Here is a 17841-nt window from a genome sequence, read left to right on the forward strand (position 1 = left end):
GTCGGCATGGGGGATTCCTTCAGGGCTTCAACCGATAACCACTCTTGAAGATCCAGCTCAACACCGCCAGTGCCACGCTCAGAAACAGCAGGATCATCAGCAGGCTGACCAGCGGACTGACATCACTAATGCCGTAGAAGCTCCAGCGAAAGCCGCTGACCAGGTAGACCACCGGATTGGCCAGTGTCACCGTCTGCCAGAAGGGCGGCAGCATGTCGATGGAGTAGAAGGTGCCACCAAGGAAGGTCAACGGGGTAATCACCAGCAACGGCACCAGCTGCAGTTTCTCGAAACCATCGGCCCAGATACCAATGATGAAGCCGAGCAGGCTGAAGGTGACCGCTGTCAGCACTAGGAAGACTAACATCATCAAGGGATGATCGATGGAGTAGGGAACGAAAAGTCGCGCCGTGAGCAGCACGATGAGGCCGAGGATCAGTGACTTGCTGGCGGCCGCGCCCACATAACCGATGACCACTTCCACGTAGGACATGGGCGCCGAGAGGATCTCGTAGACCGAGCCCGAGAAACGCGGGAAGAAGATGCCGAAGGAGGCGTTGGATACACTCTGCGTCAACAGCATCAGCATGATCAGGCCCGGCACGATGAAGGCCCCGTAGCTCACGCCATCGACCTCGCTGATGCGCGTGCCGATCGCGGCGCCAAACACCACGAAGTAGAGCGATGTGGAAATCACCGGCGATATGATGCTCTGTAAAACGGTGCGCAGACTGCGGGCCATTTCGGCGAGATAGAGGGTCTTGACGGATTGCAGGTTCATGCGCGCTCCTGAACCAGGCTAACGAAGATATCTTCCAGCGAGCTCTGACGGGTGTGCAGGTCCTTGACCCGCAGCCCCACCGCTTCGAGGTCGGCCAGCAGTCCGGAGATGCTCGAACTTTCCTCCTGGCTGGCGGCGTCGTAACTGTAGACCAGCGCATGGCCTTCGTCGGTGAGCGCCAGACCATGACCGCTCAGTGCGGTGGGTACGGCATCCAGCGGCTCGTGCAGGTGCAGGGTCAACTCCTTGTTGCCAAGCTTGCTCATCAGCTCATGCTTGTTCTCCACCAGCACGATTTCCCCACGACGGATCACACCAATGCGGTCGGCCATCTCTTCGGCTTCCTCGATATAGTGGGTGGTGAGGATGATGGTCACACCCTGGTTGCGTAGTTCACGCACCACTTCCCACATTTCGCGACGCAGCTCCACATCGACACCAGCAGTAGGCTCATCGAGAAACAGCACCTGGGGCTCATGCGCCAACGCCTTGGCGATCAGCACACGGCGCTTCATGCCGCCGGAGAGTTCCAGCAAGCGATTGTCGCGTTTCTCCCAGAGGGTCAGGGAGCGCAGCACTTTCTCGATATGCGTCGGGTCCTTGGCCTTGCCGAACAGGCCGCGGCTGAAGCTGACCGTATCCCATACCGTGGTGAAGGCCTCGTTGGTCAGCTCCTGGGGCACCAGGCCGATCAGCGCTCGCGCCTTGCGGTACTGGCGCACATTGTCGTGGCCGTCGACCACCACGCGCCCGGCGCTGGGGTTGACCAGACCGCAGATCGCGCTGATCAGGGTAGTCTTGCCCGCCCCGTTGGGGCCGAGCAGGGCGAAGATCTCGCCACGGTAGATCTCCAGATCGACATCGACGAGCGCCTGGAAGCCATCGCGAAAGGTCTTCGACAGGCCCTCCACGCGAATCATCGGCGTTTCACTCAAGGGTGATGTCTCCATCGAATTCAAGATCGAGGTCCAGGCCGGCGACATGTACCTTGACCGTCGCCGGCAGCGATTCATCTCCCTTCAGCCGGCCATCGGCCAGGGCGTCTTTCACCGCCTGTTCGATGGATTGCTGGGAATTCACGCCGACGTTCTTGAGGAGCTTACGGATGCTGTGGTTGAAGGTATCGTCATTCATCGGGACATCCTTTAAGAGTGAGAAAGCCGCGCACCATCCTAACGCGCAGCGGCCTTCCTTACACGGCCGGCCAACGACCAACGCCGTGCCGGGTAGCCGGTCACGGCGTTAGTGGTTGGGGCTACTGAAAGCTCACTTGCGGTCGGTGACTTCCAGCAGGTGATAACCGAACTGGGTCTTCACCGGACCATGAACCTTGTTCAGCTCGCCTGAAAAAACCACTTCATCGAACTCGCGGACCATCTGGCCTGGGCCAAAGGTGCCCAGCTCGCCACCTTGCTTGCCGGAGGGGCAGGAGGAGTTCTCGCGAGCGACCTCGGCGAAGTCACGACCGCCCTCGATCTCGGTCTTGAGTTGCTGACACTTCGCTTCGCTGTCCACCAGAATGTGACGTGCACTTGCCTGAGCCATAACGCTCTCCCGAAGGGTGGGTAAAATCCTGTCTTGAAGGGGAGCAAGGATAGCATGCGTGGACCTGGCTGGGCCCGGCGTGACGATGTATCGCAGCTATGAGGCTGATTGTCGGACAACCAGCCGCGAAAGGGTGCCCTGAAACGTCCTGTTTTCGCCGCTTTCCCAGACATGGTGAGGGCGATTGGCAAGCCTAGAAGCCGTGTTGACGGGCCTTGCGTCGCGCATAGAGCTTCATCAATGGCGTAACGGAAATGCCGTGGACCACGATCGACACGGTTACCACGGTCAGCGTCAGTGAAATGAGCTCCTCTGCCATCGAATCCGGCACGCCATGATTGATGGCATACATCAAGTAATAGATCGAGCCGATGCCGCGAATACCGAACCAGGAAATCAGCAGGCGCTGATCTTTCGATACTCTCGCACCGAGGATGCCGAACCAGACTGAAATAGGGCGGGCGACCAGGAACAGCAACAGGACCAGCCAGATGGCCTTGGCATGCAGGTGGCTGTACCAGAGCATGGCGCCGACCAGTAAAACCACCACCATTTCGGCGATGCGCTCCATCTGTTCGATAAAGCCCACACCACTTCCTTCATGCACCCAGCGTTTGGAGGGGCCGACGGCTAAATCAGCGGCCGGGTTGGCAGAGAGACTGGCGTCTAGTTTGCTAGAGAGATTCGTCTCTCCGTCCGGCGAGGACGTCGTGCCCTCGTCCTGGCGCTCCATTCGCTGCAGGGCCAGGGCAGCGGCAAACACGGCGAGAAAGCCGTAGGTATGGCTGATTACGGCAAAGGCGTAGGCAAGCGCGATGAGTCCCAATGCGAGGAACTCGTCCAGGCCGACATCCGCCCTGTAGCGACGCAGGAAGGTCACCAGCTTGCCGATGGCGGTCCCGGTGATGGCGCCGATCGCCAACCCCCCGATGATGGCCCATAGCACATCGATGGCAAGCCATCGCCAACCCAGCGTCCCCATCTCGTGCAGACCCAGCAGGCCCAGACCAAGCATCACGAGGGGGAAGGCGGCGCCATCGTTCAGGCCGCCTTCGCCGGTCAGGCTGAAGCGTAGGCGATCGCGATCATCGGTGCCTTGCACCTGAACGCGCGAGGCCAGTACCGGGTCGGTCGGTGCCAGAATCGCGCCGAGCAGTACCGCAGCGCCGAGCGACAGGCCCAGCACGGCTACCCCGACGACGGCGGTGAGCAGCACCGTTATCGACATCGAGACGAGGGCGAGACAGATGGGCAAGCGCCAGCGCTTGTCCTTCAGGGGAATGGTCAGCTTCAGGCCGATGGAGAACAGCGAAATCAGCACCGCCACTTCGGCGACTCTTTCCAGCGTGACGGTATAGACCAGCGGGTCAGGCGACAAAATGGCCCATCCGGCAGGGCCCAGGCCGTACCCCACCGCCAGGTAGAGCATCGCGGTGCTCAGCAGGAGCCGTGTCAGTGATGCCTTGGAGAAGGATACCCAGATCAGCAGGGCGCCGATAAGCAGCAACCAGTAAACGAATGACATGTCGGGCGGCCTCGGATAAGTACGCGCGTTTCAGAAAGGGGCACGCCTGCTGCATTCATGCGCGCAAGCCGCCGACAGACGAAGTGAAAAATGCGTCAGGATGCACTAGGTTACGGCTGAATATAGCATCATTGCGTACCCGCACCAGGCTTGACCCCTTTCCTCGCGTATCATGCCGATTCGCCACATTCATCTGGAAAACGCCATGCAAAAATTCGCCTCGCGACTCATCTCGACACTTGTTGTTTCCACTTCACTGTGGGGAGGGGGCACAGCGATCGCCCAGGAGCCGGACAGTGAGACATCGGGGTCCGGCAACGGCTCAGTTTTGCAGCAGGATGCGCCGAGTAAGACGGATGGCTACCTCACCGACAAGCCAGACAATGCTTTCTATGCCGATGATCTCATCGGCAACAGCGTGATGACGAAACGCGACGAAGAGGATCAGGAGATCGGGCCGATCAGCGATCTTGTCATCGATGAGTTCGGGCAGGTCGTGGCGCTGGTCGTGGGTGCCGGCGCCGGTGGCTTCATGGGCATGGGCGTGAAGGAGTTGGCGATTCCCTGGGAGACCATCGAGCTCACCAGAAAGGAGGGCGAGGATCGGTACACCGTCTACACCGATGTCGACGTCGAGATCTTGAAAGACGCCCCGGAATTCGACAAGGACTGAGCCGACGAAGCATTACAATACTTCGCGGATGGCCTCCATGACCCGACCATCCACGGTGCGCTGAATCTTGTCCTCGATCTCGCTACACAGGGCCTCGACCCTCTGTGACGTCATGGCGGCAACCACGAAGGTCCACTCGCTCGCTTCCAGCTTGTCGTGATCAGCGCTTTCGCAGACTGCCACCGCGGGGTTGCGTCCGAAGCGTTCGTGCAGTCCGCCCATCCGCTGGCGTTTCTCCTTGAGGGAGCCGCATCCCGGGAGCGAGATCCGCAGTGTGAGTATCTCGATATGCATGCCGCCTCCTTGCTGCCGCTTACTTGGATAGGTCCAACACCTGCAGTGTGTCGTCAGCGTTGGGGTAATCGAGGTAGACGTGGTCCCTGGCGTTCAGTTTCCATGAGTGGAGCCAGAGGCTGGCCAGCCACCCTCGCGGATGACCGGAAATCCCGCTATATCGTGGTTGTAAAGGTAAAGCCAGGCGGGGCCGAACGTGGTGGTATGGATGGCACGGTCGTAGACGCCGCATTTCGGCAGGCGAACCTGGTAGCCCTCCAGCCGATCAAGGTCGGCCAGCAGCCTGGCGTTGACCCTGAAAACTTCGACCTCGACCCCTCGGGATTGCTCGGCTTTGGCGCCCGGGTAGGGGCCGAGGTCATAGAGGGCCACCGTGGTGAGGCAGTCGCTGCCGAGAAACTCGGCCCCCTGGAGCCAGTGATGGTTGCGCAGTCCACGTTTCAGGGTGCCATAGACAACCACCAGCGGCGTTCTGGCGATGGCGATCGGGGGTGTATTCACCGGCTCTCCTCCTGACGAAGTTGCTGGCGCCGCCGGGCAATTGCTGCCACGACTTCGACAATGCATGACTGACAAGCGAGGTGTTTCCATGTTTCTGGAAGGTTCCTGTCATTGCGGCGCGGTACGTTTCAGCCTCGAGTCGCCACACCCCTATCCTTATCAGCGCTGCTACTGCTCGATCTGTCGCAAGACGGCGGGTGGGGGCGGCTACGCCATCAATCTGGGCGGTTGTGCCGAGACGCTAGAGGTATCGGGTGCCGAAGACAAGGGCGTCTATCATGCGGTGATCGACGGCCAACAAAGTCCCGGCGAGCGGCATTTCTGCAAGCACTGTGCCAGCGCGCTCTGGGTCTACGACCCTGGCTGGCCGTCGCTGGTGCATCCCTTCGCCTCGGCCATCGACACGCCGCTGCCGGTACCACCGGAACGGGTCCACCTGCTGCTGGACAGCAAGGCAAACTGGGTGGAAGTCGAGGCCCGCGGCCATGATAAATGCTTTGCCCACTACCCTGAAGAGAGTCTTGCGGAGTGGCATGAGCGACTCGGCTTGTCGACCCCTCGGTGAGTCTCGACAAACGGGCACGCTTCGCCCATCTGACGGTACTGCTGGCCGAATGGCAGGAACTCTGGCGGCCGCTGCCGTTCACGCACCGCGATATTCCCTGGCCGGCGCCCTTCCATGCCTTGGCGCGTCGGTTACTGTTGTTGGGTGACGCCGAGTGCGCGCGGCTGCAGGCCGAGCCCTTCATCGATTCGCCGCTTGCCGACTGGTTGCCGGTGTCAGCCCTTGCCGAGCTGGTTACGCTGACTGAGATACCTGCGGGAGAGGCAGCCGGAGAAAGAGAAGAAGGGCTTCCCGCTGCTTGGTCCGTGCACATCGGTGGGCGCAAGTGGCAGCAGATCGTGTCCTTCGTGCCGCGGGTGACGCTGGGCCCGGAGCAACAGTTGATGGAGTGGTGCGCCGGCAAGGGGCACTTGGCGAGAACCCTGGCGCGTCGCCACAATGTCGACGTTACGGCCCTGGAATGGCAGGCCGGGCTGTGCGACGCGGGGACCCGATTGGCCGAGCGGCAAGGAGCGGCGGTGCGGCTGGTCCGGCAAGACGTGATGGCCGAGGGGGCGGTCGAATGGCTGTCATCGACCACCCACGTGGCGGCGCTTCACGCCTGCGGCGATCTGCACGAGCGCCTGATCGAGCTCTCCGCCGAGCACGGCAGCGCTCTCACGCTAGCGCCATGCTGTTACCACCGTACCGTCGACGAGCGCTATCGGCCGCTTTCATGCCTGGGGCGACAACTTGCCGAGACACATGAGCTGGTGCTGGAGCGCGAGGACTTGGCCATGGCTGTCCAGGAAACTGTGACTGCACCACGCCACGTTCGCCAGCACCGAGAAGCGGCCAACGCTTGGCGGCTCGGTTTCGATGCACTTCAGCGTGACGTGCAGGGCGTCGACGCCTACCTGCCGGTACCGAGTCTTGCCTACGGCCAGCACACCGAGACGTTCGCGGATTTCTGCCGCTGGGCCAGTGTTCAGAAGGGCATCGATTTGCCGTCGCGAGTCGACTGGTGTGCGTATGAGCAAGAAGGCCAGCGACGCCAGGCCGAAGTCACCCGCCTGGAGCTGGTGCGCCAGCTGTTTCGTCGCCCGCTGGAAATCTGGTTGGTGCTGGACAGGGCGCTCAGACTCGAGGAGGCGGGCTTCAGCGTCGAACTCGGGACCTTCTGCCCACGCAAATTGACGCCCCGCAATCTACTGTTGCGGGCCTCGCGGTGCTAGCCAGGGGTTCCTACACTGCAGGTGTTTTCCTTGTATGGAGGAATCTCCTTGGGAGGTGTGACATGCGTGACGAAAAGACCTATCACGGCGCCTGTTTCTGCGGTGACGTTCAGCTGACGGTGAGCGGCGAGCCGGAGGCCATGGGTTACTGCCACTGCGAAGACTGCCGTCACTGGTCGGCAGGCCCGGTCAACGCCTTCACCCTCTGGAAGCCGGATGCGGTGGAGGTGGTGCAGGGCACCGACAAGCTGGGCATCTACCAGAAGACGCCGGCTAGTCTGCGCAAGTGGTGCCGGAGCTGCGGCGGGCATGTGTTGACCGAGCATCCTGAATTGGGGCTGGTCGACGTCTACGCGGCGATCATCCCCGATCTATCTTTCAAACCGGCTCTGCATGTCCACTATCAGGATGCTGTGCTGCGCATTGCCGATGGCTTGACCAAGATGCGCGATGTACCCGCCGAGATGGGTGGCACGGGGGAGACCCTCGACGAGTGAGCCTTGGACAGCGTCATTGCTCCTCCCGCTTGGCCAGCCAGGCCCTGAAGTAGTCGTGGATGCGCTCCAGGGTACGGGCGTACCACGCTTCGTCCTTGGCCAGGGCCCGTTCGGCATTCAACGGATGGGTGGGGATGTGCAGGCGCATGTCCACGCCGCTGTCGGGGTGGGTGGTGACGCGCACGGCTGCCGAGCGTCGGGCCGGACCGTAGGGGATGTGTCGCGACAGGTCGGCGAGGCGCTCGGTGGTGGTGGCGAAACGCAGGAAGTCACGAGCTGCCTCGGGATTCGGGGCGCCGTGGGGGATCACCCAGGTCTCGTGCTCCTGAACCTGGCCGTCCCAGATTATATCAATGGGCACCCCGCGGTTGACCATGGCGTCGAAGAAGCGACCATTGTAGCCTGAGGCCATCACCACTTCGCCCTCGGCCAATAGCTGCGGCGGGGTGTCGCCGGCCTCCCACCAGCGGATCTCATCCAACTCGTCGAGGCGCGCCAGCGCCAGGTCCAGGCCACGCCGGGTGCTCAGCAGATCGTAGAGCTCCTCGTGGGGCACACGATAGGAGAGCAGCGCCCATTCAAGGTTGACCGCCGGGGTGCGCTGCAAGGCGCGGGGACCTGGGAAACGTTGCCGGTCGAAGAGGTCACCGATGCTGTCGGGGCGCGTGCCAGGGAAGGCATCGCGACGGTAGGCGACCACGGTGGCGAAGATGCTGTGGGTAATGGCGCAGCGCCCGAAGCTGTCCGGCAGGAAGTCCTCTTCCGGCGGCGTGCCGTCCGGTGCAGGTGCCAGCAGCGCGGGCGAGAGCGGTTCGAGCAGGCCCTCCGCACAGGCGGCCATGGCCTCGCTGCGGGTCATGTCGATGAGGTCCCAGGGCACCTCGCCCTCGGTCACGGCGCGGCGCACGCCCTCAAGCCCCCCGTCGTACTGTGCCACCTCGATGCGCGTGCCGGTGGCGTCGGTATAGGGCGTGAACAGGGCGGCCTGCTGGGCACGCTCGTAGGCGCCGCCCCAGCTCAGTACGGTAAGGCCGCCATCGTCCGCCTCGCTGGGTGCGGTCGCGAACAGCGCCAGCCACACCACACTCCCCAGCCCCCGGTTGCGCTCACCCAGTGCCATGCTCCTCCCGGCTCAGTTCGTCGCTGCGCGCCAGATAGGCGCGGGCGATGCTCGACTCAAAGACCACGCCCCTGAAGGCGTCATCCGCGGTGACGTCGACGACCGGCAGGGCCTCGCCGTTGACGTCCTGAAGCATGGCCATGGCGTCCCACAGCGAGGTGTCGGGTTGCAGCACCGGTCGCGCCAGGGTCGACACCCCACCGACACACGCCGGTCCCGCTGCCGCCTCCCGCGCGGCTACTAGATCGGCCAGGCTAACGCAGCCCCGATAGCGCCCCTGGGCATCCACCAGGTAGCCCTCGCCGTGGCGTGCCCGGCAAAGGGCGGTCACCCCCTCGGCCACTGGGGTCTGGGGATCCAGGGTCACGCAGTCGTCGGTCAGGTGTTCGGCCACCGGGGTGGTGCGCAGCACGGTACGCCCGCGCCCGGCAGAGAGGTCCAGGCCGCGTAGCTCGAGCTGCATGTCGAAAAGCGAACGGCCGAAGAGCTGGGCAGCGATGGGACTGGCCAGGGTCACGCTGGCCAGCGCGGCGGTGGTCAGTGCATAGCTGCCGGTCAGCTCGAAGACGATCAGCAGGCTGGTCAGGGGCGCGCCGATCACCGGCGAGGTCACCGCCACCATGCCGCACACGGCATAGAACACGAAAGTCTCCTGGGGCGCACCGCTGAGCTGGCCGATCAGGCTGCCGCATAGGGCGCCGAACAGGGTGCCTATGACCAACGCCGGGCTGAACACCCCGCCGCTGAAGCCCATGCCCAGGCAGAGCCCCGTGGCAGCGATCTTGAGTACCAGTACCAACAGCAGTTCGGCGCTGCCGAAAGCGCCGGCGATGGTGGCGAAGCGCAGGGTCTCCTGGCCCATGCCGAGGATGTCGGGGACCCAGAGGGCGGTGAGCCCCAGCAGGGCGCCGGCCAGGGCGGGACGCAGCGCTGCGGCGATCGGTAGGGTGCCGGCCAGGCGCGTGATACCGAGGATGGTGTGCATGTAGGCCCCGGCAACCAGGGCCCCCAGGCCGCCGATGGCGAGGAAGGCCACGAACTCCCAGGGGCGGGGCACGGCGGTGTCGGCCACATGGAAGAGGGCGCCGCGCTGTAGCACATTGGTGGCGATCACGTAGCCGACGAGGGCGGCCGCGGCTACCGGGGCGAAGGCGCGCAGGGCGTAGTGGCGCAGCACCACCTCGTGGGCGAAGACGATGCCTGCCAAAGGGGCATTGAAGGCGGTGGCGATGGCCGCGGCCACCCCGCAAGCGATGGTGATGTTGTCATCGGAGCGTCCCAGCCGCAGCAGCCTGGCGCCCAGCGAGCCCAGGGTAGCGCCCAGGTGCACCAGGGGACCGTACTGCCCCACCGAGGCCCCGGCCCCCAGCGAGACCAGGGCGCTCAGGGCCGAGAGGCCTCCGGCGCGGGCCGGAAGCCGGCCGCGGCGGGTCTGCACCGCGGCGATCACGTCGGCCGGGGCATGAGGACGCCGCTCGGGGATCGCGCGGTGCAACACACCGACCACCAGGCCGCCCAGCGTCGGCACCGCGATGGTGGCGGCCAGCAGCAGGCCGGCGTGGTCGAACATCATACGGCTGCGTGGCGAGATCATCAGCAGGTCGTTGAGGGCCAGCACCAGGCTGACAAAGGCCACAGCGAAGAGAGCGGCGACCGCACCGACAGTTGCCCCCAGGAGCACAAGGCCTAAGAAGCGGACGACGGCCAGCGGGCCGCGGCCGGAGGCGGGGCATTCCGGGAGGGCATCCATCTTCAAGGTGTAGGCGGCTAATCACCGCAGGGCAAGTGCCGGCGGCTGTAGCTCCTCCTTGTGCGCCTTGTGCGTTGGCTCAGGCGGCCTGGGCGGCGGCCGTGCCGAAGCGGCGGTGCAGCCAGGCATTGATGTCGTCGGATTCGTAGAGCCACTCGTTAGTGCCGTCGTCGTGGGCGATTTTCAGGCAAGGTACCTTGGTACGGCCACCGCCCTCGGCGAGCTCATGGCGGTGGTCAGGGTCGAGTTGGGCGTCGCGGACCTCTATGTTCAGGCCCAGGCGGGCGATCTCCTTGCGCACCCTGATGCAGAATGGACAGGTGCGGAACTGGTAAAGCGCCAGGTTCCGACAGGCCGCGTCGACCCGGGCTTGTTCTTCAGGGCTGCGCTCGATGGCCTGGGGAGTGGAGAGCTTCTCGGAGATTAGCATGACCGGCGCCAGCACCAGTCGCAGGCCACGAAAGAAAGTGCGAATCAGGATTCTCATCGGCGGTGGTCAACCTCGCGGACGATGGATGGGCAAAGGGCTCCCATGATGCCTGTGCAGGCGCCGCGGTGCCATCCCGTCAGCGGGTGAAGGTCACCCGCAGTGGGTTTTCCTCGATCGCCCAGGTGCCCACCTGCTCGGTTTTGCCGTCGTGCCCTTGCACCACGTAGCTGCGTTGGCCGTGGTGACGAAGCGAGGCGGCGAGCCGAGCCAGGGCATCGGCATCGTCGCCGCCGAGCAAGCCGGTCCGTTGCCCGGGGATCATCCAGAAGCGCGCCTGTCCAGCGGTTTCCAGCGGCTGCGGCGGTGCGGGCAAGCCGTTGGCCTGGCGCCATTCGCGAAGGGCCGTGGTGCTGCCGATCACCAGCAGCGGTGAGCCTGGGGCATCCTGTAGATCCGCGGATGCCGCAAGCGCCTCGGCTTTTCGTCCTAGCACCTGCCGCGCCAGGTGGCGGTGGGCATCGTCCAGTGCCAGCACCCGGGTAGTCGGGTCCAGCGTCAGCTGGCGTAGAATGGCCGGCGTCGGGCCGGGGTGGCGCAGCAGGTCGCTGCCGGGGTCCACCTCGAGGCTCAGGGGACGCGATGCCAGCGGCACTTCGAAAGCGTCGCGCAGGCTATCCAGGGGACGGGTAACGCTGACCGGACCCTCCTCGGTTTCCACCAACAGCGGGACGTCCAGCGACCAGGGGGCATGATTGCCGCGCTGGATCAGTACACCGCCGAGCCGGTAGCCACCATTGCGGGCCTGCACCCGCACCGATTCCAGGTGCAGCGAGGGGCGGGCGGGCCGCGTGAGCCAGGGGGCGAGAAAGGCTTGCTGCGATACGCCGGCGGCCTCGCCGAAAGCGTCGATCAATGCCGACCAGTCGGCGGTGCGGTGCATCCACTCTTCGGCCAGGCGGCGCAGGCCGCGATCGAAGGCCTCGTCGCCGATACGCTGGCGCAGCATGTGGAAGAGCATCGCGCCGTGCTGGTAGCCAATGAGACGACCGGCCGGGTCGGGGCCACCGCGGAAGTCGACCAGGGCGAATTCCTGCTCGGGGGGCAGGGCGGCCAGGTCGGCCAGCCAGCGGCGGCGCATCGTCTCGGCCTCGCCCCGCTGTTTGGCCAGGGCGTGGTCGGCCAGGTAGGTGGTGAGGGCCTCGGCCCAATTGCCGTTCGGGTAGTCGATCGCCACCCCGGCGCCCCACCAAGCGTGCATCAGCTCGTGGGGCAGGGAGGTGTGGGGGATGAAGGGCAACGGGATGACGCGCTCGCCGAGCAGGGTGAAGCCTGGAAAGGCGAGGCCCACCGGCGCGGGCGAGGCGGCGATGGTAAAGCTCGAATAGGGCAGCCGACCCAGGCGTGCCTGGAAGAGGACCAGGTGCTCGGCGGTGCGCTCCAGGTAGGTCTCGGCAAAGGCCTCGTCCAGGCCCTTCGGGAAGAGAGTGCGAAGCCGCACGCCCCCGACCTCTCGCTCGCGCAGCCGCCAGGGCCCTGCGGCGATCGCTACCTCGCGGGTGCGAGGGTGGTGGAAGCGGGCCAGGTAATCGTCCTCGACCCGCCGCTCCTCCTGCAGCGAGCCGCTGCCCACGGCTCGCTGTCCTTCCGGCACCCGGACCGTCAGCGACAGGGGACCGGCCGCGTCGCCCAGGTGCGGGTACCAGCCGGCACGGGTCGGGAGCAGGGAGCTGTCGACGGCCAGGCGATAGTGGTCGCGCTCGTCGGCCTCGGGCAGGGTGCCCCGCCAGCGAAGCGTCACCGGGACTTCGCCGTCGGCAGAATCGCTGCCCGGTGGAATCCGCCAACGGCCCTCGGCATTCCGCGTGACCGCGAGGGTCTCGTCGCCGCGCCGGGCGGAGGTCACCCTCAGGCCCTCCAGCAGGCGAAAGCTTCCACCCGCCGGCAGGACCTGGCGCAGTTCACCCTGCAGCCCGCGACCGGTCGGATCGAGCTGAATGGTTAGGGAGCGGGCCCCGGGGACGTCCGTCGACACGCCCCAGGCGAGTCCCGCTGCCGCCAGCCAGAGCAGGCCGAGCAGCCGGCTCGCCCGCCGCAGGCCAGGGCGGTTCATGGCGTCGGGGCCGGGAAGCGTGCCAGCACCTCTTGAAGCTTGCCTTCGCGTCGGATCTCCAGCGGCAGCAGAGTGCCAGGTGCCTGGCGGCTGATTATGGTAGTGAGGTCAGCGGGTTCCACCATGGGCAGGCCGGCGGCGGTGACGATGACATCGCCCTCGGCGAGGCCGGCCGACTCGGCCACGCTCCGGGGGACGACGCCCTGGACGAGCACCCCATCTGCGTGCTCGCCGATCAGCACACCCAAGCGCGGCGGTTCGGTCGGTTGAAAGGCGGACTCGTCGCCCAGCACGTACACGGCGTCGGCCCGGCCGCGGGGTGGCCGGCAGCCCTCGCTGGCGTCCCAGGGCAACAGGCTTTGATAATCACTCACTCCCAGGTCATCGAGTTGGGACGGCACGCCATGACCGTTTACCAGATGCCCCAATCCCATCAGCCCTACCACCAGGGCTTCTTGGCCTTGCGCCTCGGCCAAGCCGCTCGCCATGGCGCGATCCCACGCCAGCTGCGCGGCGATGAAACGCTCCAGCCCCTCCGGGTCGTCGCCACTTCCGGCGTGTTCGGCATAGACTTCGGCGAGTCGATCACGATAGGCGGGCTCGGGATCGGCGGGTGCCGAGATGCCGAAGCGCTCCTGCTCGGGTACCGCCTCCCAGCCCTCGCGGGTCAGGCGGTCGCGCAGTTCGGGCGTGACGTTGAGCGCCCGCAGCGGGATCTGCTGCATGCGGGCAAAGTGCAGGATGGGCAGGTAGAGGTCGGGATCGAAGCCCCAAGCCTGGTGCCAGTCGCTGGCCTCGAGAAATCCAGCTTCATTGAGCTCGCCGGCGACCCAGGCGTCCAGTGCCGGCTGGGCCTCGCGGGGTAGCATTTCCAAGCCGATCACCATCTTCGGACGATGCGCATGCAGACCGGCCAAGGTATGCAGTTGCCAGCGGTGGTGGGGCAGTCGGTCATGCTGCTCGCCGAGTAGCACCACGTCTGCGTCGGCAAGTTCCGCCATCAGGCCGGCGGTGGTCAGCGTCTCACCACCGTCGTCCTGCCACTGGCCGGGGGCGGGACAGTCATCGGCCATGGCGGCGAGCGGGGCTAACCAAGCCAGGGCGGCCCCGTGGCAGAAGGTTCGGATGCGGAAGGAGCGGGAACGCGACATCGACGACTCTCGGTGAATGGGCATTCGCTCAGCCTACCCCGAGGCCCCTTGGGCGAAAAGCACCCTGGCGACGATAGCTCTGGTGATAATAGCCCTGGCGATGACGGGGCCGCGGCGCTTGGGCGATACTGGTGCCGGCGTCATCCATGGCGGGTGACAATCGACCAGCGGGAGAGACGTGATGGGACCACTCTCGAGAGGCGCCGGCCTCCTGGCGGCGTCACTGCTCGCCGGAGTTTTGCTCATGGGCTGCGGCGGGGAGGCGCCGGTCACCGAGGTGCCCTTGTCGGTATTGGCGAATAATCCCGCGGCCCACGACGACAGCCGGGTCGCCACCCGGGGCGTGGTGCGCCACTTCGAGGATCCGCTGCACTACTGGATCGAGGACGAGGACCTCAACCGGGTCGAGATCTTCCCCCACGAGCGGATCGCTACCCACCTGGGCGAGGCCGTGTGGGTCGAGGGCCATTTCCGTTTCTCGCCCCGCGAGGGGCGGCGGCTGACCCTGGAGAGCGTAGAGCGGCTGGAGGGCGAGTGATGTCGGCGGCAGAGAGCGGTTCGTGGGGGGCGATCCAGAACCGTCTGGCGGAGCGGCCAGTGCTCCCTGTGGGACAGGGGCGCATCGAGGCGATCGATTTGGCGCGGGGGGTCGCTATCGCCCTGATGATCTTGAGCCATACGGTCAGTGGCCTGCTGAGGATCGACCAGGTGCCCGACTGGGGAATGGTGCCCATCCACCTGCTCACCAAATTTTCCTCCTCCCTGTTTATCATGGTTTTCGGTGTTGCCCTGGCGGTGGCCTTCCTGCCCAAGACCGACGCGGAGGACTGGCCGCAACGCCGGCTTAAGTTGCTGCTGCGCGGTCTCGAGGTGCTGTCCTGGTACAAGGTGTTGACAGTGGTCGAGATGCTGCCAGCGTACCCGGTAGCGGATATCGTCGATACCCTGTTATATCTGCGTTCCGCGATCTGGGTCGAGATCCTGGGGTTCTATGCCATTGCCCTGCTGTGGCTGCCTTGGGCGTTGCCGCAGTGGCGACGCATGCTGCTCTGGTCGCGGTTGGCGAGCCCGCTGGCCGTCGCCTTGCTGGCCAGCTGGCTGGAGCGCAACTTTGGCTTCTGGGGAATCGAGCCGCTCAAGGCGATCCTCGTCGAGGACGCCGACCACTACACCTGGGGGCAGCTGTCGAGGCTGCCACTGGTGATGCTAGGGCTGCTGATCGGCGAGGCGGTGTTGCGTTGTTATGGCCAGCCGGCGCTTCGGCGAAGATTGGTGAACGTTCTCGCCGCTGCCGGTGTGTTAATGCTGCTGGGCTTTCTGGCCATGTCATGGTCCGGTCTCTACGCCGCTCTGAGGGCGGTGGCCTACAATGCCGGCAAGCATCCACCCGAGCTCGCCTTCATGCTCTTCAGCCTGGGTGGCGCCCTGATGATCCTGGTGCTGTGTCTGTTAGGGGATGCGCGAGCAGCCGCCCGGCTGTGGCCGATTACCGTTATCGGCTCCGACGCCCTCAAGGCCTTTATCTTTCATATCGTGGTGATCTTCGGGGTGCTGCGCTGGCTACTGGAAGGCTGGCAGGTTTACAGTTATCCGCAGGTGCTGGGCATCGGTTGCTTGTTGGTGTTGGCGACGGCGGGCTGGATACTGCTCACGCGTTGGGTCAAGGCGCGTGTCTGAGGGCGTTTCTGAGGACATTACGCTAACCGCATCACGACTAATGTCTAACGCGTCAACAGGCTTACTTCGTTGACTTACGCCCCCCCGGAGCCTAGTCTCATTTATTGTGGGTTACCGGTAACATTCCCGGTAACGCCGATGACCGCTGGTCGCCTCGCTCGGCCTCGACCACTCGGCAGCGGGCGCTCCCGCGCCCAACAATGAATAATCTTCAGTGGAGAGAAACGCCATGACTCGATTCCTGCTCAGTACCCTGACCTTCGCCAGTGCGGCGACGCTGGGGCTAGGCATGGCTCATGCCCAGACGCCGGACTTGTCCGAACCACCCGCCATCGACGGTGAGGTGGTAGAGGACCACGGCAGCCATACCATTCGTATGGGCATCGGCCTGGCCGAATCCTCGCCGCAGTACATTTCCAGCCAGTATTTCGCCGATATTCTCGAAGAGCGCAGCGAAGGCCGCCTGACCGTGGATATCTTCCCGAACAGCCAGTTGGGCGACGACGTGCAGATGATGGAGATGCTGCAGACCGGCACGCTCGACATGTCGTATCCGTCCTCATCGCCGGCCACCACCTATGTGCCGGAACTGGCGGCCTTCGATCTGCCGTTCCTGCTGCCGACCCGTGAAGCGGCCGTGGCAGTCATGCAGAGCGATGTCGCCCAGAGCATGCTCGATTCCTTCGATGGTACCGGCATCAAGGCGTTAGCCTTCTCCGAAAATGGCTATCGCCAGCTCTCCAACAGCGTGCGTCCGGTCGAGACCCCGGAAGACGTCGGTGGCCTCGATATGGGGGGGCTGACCATCCGTACCATGGAGAATCCAGTCCACTTGTCAATCTGGGAAACCTTGGGGGCCAACCCGACGCCGATGGCTTTCGGTGAGCTGTTCTCCGCGATGGAGCAGGGCGTGGTCGATGGCCAGGAGAACCCCTGGAGCACCATCCTGACCTCCAACTTCTATGAAGTGCAGGAGTACGGTTCCGAAACCCGCCACGTGTATACGCCTTTCATCTTGATGATGTCCGAGCGCACCTGGGACAGCCTCGACCCGGCCTATCAGGAGCTGGTGCAGGAAGCCGCTCGCCAGTCCGCCGAGTATGAAATCCAGCTGGCCACCGAGTATGACGACTGGTCGCGCAACCAGCTCGAAGAGCGCGGCTTGGAGATCAATCGCCTGAGCGACGAGCAGGTCGCCGCCTTCCAGGAAGCCGTGCAGCCGGTCTACGAGGAGTGGGCTCCGCAAATCGGTGAAGATCTGGTTTCCGAAATCCAGGCCATTGCCGAAGAGACCACGTCTAACTGAGCATCTTCGCCGGTAACCGTTAGATAAGGTTGCACGAAGACGTTGCATGCGTTACGCAAGGACAGGGGGCTTCGGCCCCTTGTCCTGTCACTGGAGTCTGCCATGTCTCACTCGACCCCCATTCCTGAACCCGATGTCTATCTCACTGATCCCAACCGCGAGCCCCTCGAGCTGGATGTTGAGGCGCGCAAGGGTCCGGCAATATTCCGGTGGCTGACGGTCGCGATGGAGCAGCTGATCGCTGCCATCCTGGTCGCGCTGATCATCTCGGTATCCGCCAACGTGATCGGTCGCTCGCTGTTGAATCAATCGCTGCCCTGGGCAGATGAGCTGGCGCGCATGCTGTTCATCTGGCTGGTCTTCATCGGTGCCGCCGCGGCCTTCGCGCGTTTCGAGCATATTGCCGTGGATATTTTGGTACGCAAGCTCCCGAAGCGGGCCGCCTACATGCTCTATCTGTTCCAGCACCTGATCATCAGCGGGCTAATGGGCATCATGACGTGGGGTGGATACGTGGTCGTGACTCGCTCCACCGGACGCTCTGCGATTCTCAACGTGCCGTGGAACCTGATCAATCTTTCTCTGGTGCTGTGCGCGATCTTCATCGTCGCAGTAGCGCTATGGCGTGCCTGGCAGTGCGTGCGGCTGATCCGCAACCCGCCTTCGGCGTCCTCTTCTGATTCTGCCCACGGAGTGCACTGA

Annotated in this window: 20 protein-coding genes; 8 read left to right on the top strand and 12 right to left on the bottom strand. The window is 64.5% G+C overall.

Annotated features, from left to right (window positions below):
• Positions 1-19 precede the first annotated feature (19 nt).
• The 5 genes from KG088_RS01015 to KG088_RS01035 form a co-directional block, all read right to left on the bottom strand.
• Complete coding sequence (locus KG088_RS01015; RefSeq protein ID WP_213823625.1) at positions 20-781, bottom strand: ABC transporter permease; 762 nt, start codon at positions 779-781, stop codon at positions 20-22.
• Entirely contained in the window at positions 778-1731 is a 954-nt protein-coding gene (locus tag KG088_RS01020; RefSeq protein ID WP_250147986.1) for an ABC transporter ATP-binding protein, read from the bottom strand. The genes KG088_RS01015 and KG088_RS01020 overlap by 4 nt, the downstream gene beginning before the upstream one ends.
• On the bottom strand, positions 1709-1915 hold the full coding sequence (locus tag KG088_RS01025) for a DUF6494 family protein (RefSeq protein ID WP_213823627.1): 207 nt from the start codon (positions 1913-1915) through the stop codon (positions 1709-1711). Before KG088_RS01025 ends, KG088_RS01020 begins: the two co-directional genes overlap by 23 nt.
• 132 nt (positions 1916-2047) lie before the next feature.
• Entirely contained in the window at positions 2048-2326 is a 279-nt protein-coding gene (locus KG088_RS01030) for a peptidylprolyl isomerase (protein ID WP_213823628.1), read from the bottom strand.
• Positions 2327-2519: 193 nt separating this feature from the next.
• On the bottom strand, positions 2520-3851 hold the full coding sequence (locus KG088_RS01035) for a cation:proton antiporter (protein WP_213823629.1): 1332 nt from the start codon (positions 3849-3851) through the stop codon (positions 2520-2522).
• A gap of 205 nt (positions 3852-4056) precedes the next feature.
• Between KG088_RS01035 and KG088_RS01040 the strand changes: the two genes are divergently transcribed.
• Positions 4057-4524, top strand: a complete 468-nt coding sequence (locus tag KG088_RS01040; RefSeq protein ID WP_213823630.1) for a PRC-barrel domain-containing protein — start codon at positions 4057-4059, stop codon at positions 4522-4524.
• A 12-nt stretch (positions 4525-4536) separates the two neighbouring features.
• Here the strand turns inward: KG088_RS01040 and KG088_RS01045 are convergent, their stop codons facing one another.
• On the bottom strand, positions 4537-4818 hold the full coding sequence (locus KG088_RS01045; protein WP_213823631.1) for a DUF503 domain-containing protein: 282 nt from the start codon (positions 4816-4818) through the stop codon (positions 4537-4539).
• Positions 4819-4911: 93 nt separating this feature from the next.
• The gene (locus tag KG088_RS01050) at positions 4912-5319 is read right to left on the bottom strand and encodes a gamma-glutamylcyclotransferase family protein (RefSeq protein WP_213823632.1); all 408 of its coding nucleotides are present in this window, start codon (positions 5317-5319) and stop codon (positions 4912-4914) included.
• 88 nt (positions 5320-5407) lie between these two features.
• Here KG088_RS01050 and KG088_RS01055 point away from each other — a divergent pair, with 88 nt between their 5' ends.
• From KG088_RS01055 to KG088_RS01065, 3 genes are all read left to right on the top strand, one after another.
• Positions 5408-5884 (top strand): GFA family protein, encoded by a 477-nt coding sequence (locus tag KG088_RS01055; protein WP_213823889.1) that lies wholly within the window; start codon positions 5408-5410, stop codon positions 5882-5884.
• Positions 5881-7098 (top strand): methyltransferase, encoded by a 1218-nt coding sequence (locus tag KG088_RS01060; RefSeq protein WP_213823633.1) that lies wholly within the window; start codon positions 5881-5883, stop codon positions 7096-7098. The genes KG088_RS01055 and KG088_RS01060 overlap by 4 nt, the downstream gene beginning before the upstream one ends.
• 62 nt (positions 7099-7160) lie before the next feature.
• Entirely contained in the window at positions 7161-7595 is a 435-nt protein-coding gene (locus tag KG088_RS01065) for a GFA family protein (RefSeq protein WP_213823634.1), read from the top strand.
• Between the two features lie 13 nt (positions 7596-7608).
• Here the strand turns inward: KG088_RS01065 and KG088_RS01070 are convergent, their stop codons facing one another.
• The 5 genes from KG088_RS01070 to KG088_RS01090 all read right to left on the bottom strand — a co-directional run bounded on the left by KG088_RS01070 (position 7609) and on the right by KG088_RS01090 (position 14156).
• Positions 7609-8715: an extracellular solute-binding protein gene (locus tag KG088_RS01070; RefSeq protein WP_213823635.1), complete on the bottom strand. Its 1107-nt coding sequence runs from the start codon at positions 8713-8715 to the stop codon at positions 7609-7611.
• Positions 8702-10465 (bottom strand): chloride channel protein, encoded by a 1764-nt coding sequence (locus tag KG088_RS01075; RefSeq protein ID WP_213823636.1) that lies wholly within the window; start codon positions 10463-10465, stop codon positions 8702-8704. The genes KG088_RS01070 and KG088_RS01075 overlap by 14 nt, the downstream gene beginning before the upstream one ends.
• 79 nt (positions 10466-10544) lie before the next feature.
• A complete protein-coding gene (locus KG088_RS01080; protein WP_213823637.1) occupies positions 10545-10952 on the bottom strand; it encodes a glutaredoxin family protein in 408 nt (135 codons plus the stop codon).
• Positions 10953-11031: 79 nt separating this feature from the next.
• Positions 11032-13005, bottom strand: coding sequence for a M1 family metallopeptidase (locus KG088_RS01085; RefSeq protein ID WP_213823638.1), 1974 nt, complete (start codon positions 13003-13005; stop codon positions 11032-11034).
• Positions 13002-14156, bottom strand: coding sequence for a ChaN family lipoprotein (locus tag KG088_RS01090; RefSeq protein ID WP_213823639.1), 1155 nt, complete (start codon positions 14154-14156; stop codon positions 13002-13004). The genes KG088_RS01085 and KG088_RS01090 overlap by 4 nt, the downstream gene beginning before the upstream one ends.
• Before the next feature lie 181 nt (positions 14157-14337).
• Between KG088_RS01090 and KG088_RS01095 the strand changes: the two genes are divergently transcribed.
• From KG088_RS01095 to KG088_RS01110, 4 genes are all read left to right on the top strand, one after another.
• Positions 14338-14694, top strand: coding sequence for a hypothetical protein (locus KG088_RS01095; protein ID WP_213823640.1), 357 nt, complete (start codon positions 14338-14340; stop codon positions 14692-14694).
• Complete coding sequence (locus KG088_RS01100; RefSeq protein ID WP_213823641.1) at positions 14694-15833, top strand: heparan-alpha-glucosaminide N-acetyltransferase domain-containing protein; 1140 nt, start codon at positions 14694-14696, stop codon at positions 15831-15833. Before KG088_RS01095 ends, KG088_RS01100 begins: the two co-directional genes overlap by 1 nt.
• A gap of 229 nt (positions 15834-16062) precedes the next feature.
• Positions 16063-17139: a TRAP transporter substrate-binding protein gene (locus KG088_RS01105; RefSeq protein WP_213823642.1), complete on the top strand. Its 1077-nt coding sequence runs from the start codon at positions 16063-16065 to the stop codon at positions 17137-17139.
• 102 nt (positions 17140-17241) lie between these two features.
• Entirely contained in the window at positions 17242-17841 is a 600-nt protein-coding gene (locus tag KG088_RS01110) for a TRAP transporter small permease (protein WP_213823643.1), read from the top strand.

Origin of the sequence: Halomonas jincaotanensis (assembly GCF_018448785.1) — a bacterium.
Lineage (GTDB): Bacteria > Pseudomonadota > Gammaproteobacteria > Pseudomonadales > Halomonadaceae > Halomonas > Halomonas jincaotanensis.

Excerpts from the sequence above, each read along its gene's own strand:
- KG088_RS01015 (WP_213823625.1), bottom strand. The coding sequence starts at position 781 with ATGAACCTGCAATCCGTCAAGACCCTCTATCTCGCCGAAATGGCCCGC.
- KG088_RS01020 (WP_250147986.1), bottom strand. The coding sequence starts at position 1,731 with ATGGAGACATCACCCTTGAGTGAAACGCCGATGATTCGCGTGGAGGGC.
- KG088_RS01025 (WP_213823627.1), bottom strand. The coding sequence starts at position 1,915 with ATGAATGACGATACCTTCAACCACAGCATCCGTAAGCTCCTCAAGAAC.
- KG088_RS01030 (WP_213823628.1), bottom strand. The coding sequence starts at position 2,326 with ATGGCTCAGGCAAGTGCACGTCACATTCTGGTGGACAGCGAAGCGAAG.
- KG088_RS01035 (WP_213823629.1), bottom strand. The coding sequence starts at position 3,851 with ATGTCATTCGTTTACTGGTTGCTGCTTATCGGCGCCCTGCTGATCTGG.
- KG088_RS01040 (WP_213823630.1), top strand. The coding sequence starts at position 4,057 with ATGCAAAAATTCGCCTCGCGACTCATCTCGACACTTGTTGTTTCCACT.
- KG088_RS01045 (WP_213823631.1), bottom strand. The coding sequence starts at position 4,818 with ATGCATATCGAGATACTCACACTGCGGATCTCGCTCCCGGGATGCGGC.
- KG088_RS01055 (WP_213823889.1), top strand. The coding sequence starts at position 5,408 with ATGTTTCTGGAAGGTTCCTGTCATTGCGGCGCGGTACGTTTCAGCCTC.
- KG088_RS01065 (WP_213823634.1), top strand. The coding sequence starts at position 7,161 with ATGCGTGACGAAAAGACCTATCACGGCGCCTGTTTCTGCGGTGACGTT.
- KG088_RS01070 (WP_213823635.1), bottom strand. The coding sequence starts at position 8,715 with ATGGCACTGGGTGAGCGCAACCGGGGGCTGGGGAGTGTGGTGTGGCTG.
- KG088_RS01075 (WP_213823636.1), bottom strand. The coding sequence starts at position 10,465 with ATGGATGCCCTCCCGGAATGCCCCGCCTCCGGCCGCGGCCCGCTGGCC.
- KG088_RS01080 (WP_213823637.1), bottom strand. The coding sequence starts at position 10,952 with ATGAGAATCCTGATTCGCACTTTCTTTCGTGGCCTGCGACTGGTGCTG.
- KG088_RS01085 (WP_213823638.1), bottom strand. The coding sequence starts at position 13,005 with ATGAACCGCCCTGGCCTGCGGCGGGCGAGCCGGCTGCTCGGCCTGCTC.
- KG088_RS01090 (WP_213823639.1), bottom strand. The coding sequence starts at position 14,156 with ATGTCGCGTTCCCGCTCCTTCCGCATCCGAACCTTCTGCCACGGGGCC.
- KG088_RS01095 (WP_213823640.1), top strand. The coding sequence starts at position 14,338 with ATGGGACCACTCTCGAGAGGCGCCGGCCTCCTGGCGGCGTCACTGCTC.
- KG088_RS01100 (WP_213823641.1), top strand. The coding sequence starts at position 14,694 with ATGTCGGCGGCAGAGAGCGGTTCGTGGGGGGCGATCCAGAACCGTCTG.
- KG088_RS01105 (WP_213823642.1), top strand. The coding sequence starts at position 16,063 with ATGACTCGATTCCTGCTCAGTACCCTGACCTTCGCCAGTGCGGCGACG.
- KG088_RS01110 (WP_213823643.1), top strand. The coding sequence starts at position 17,242 with ATGTCTCACTCGACCCCCATTCCTGAACCCGATGTCTATCTCACTGAT.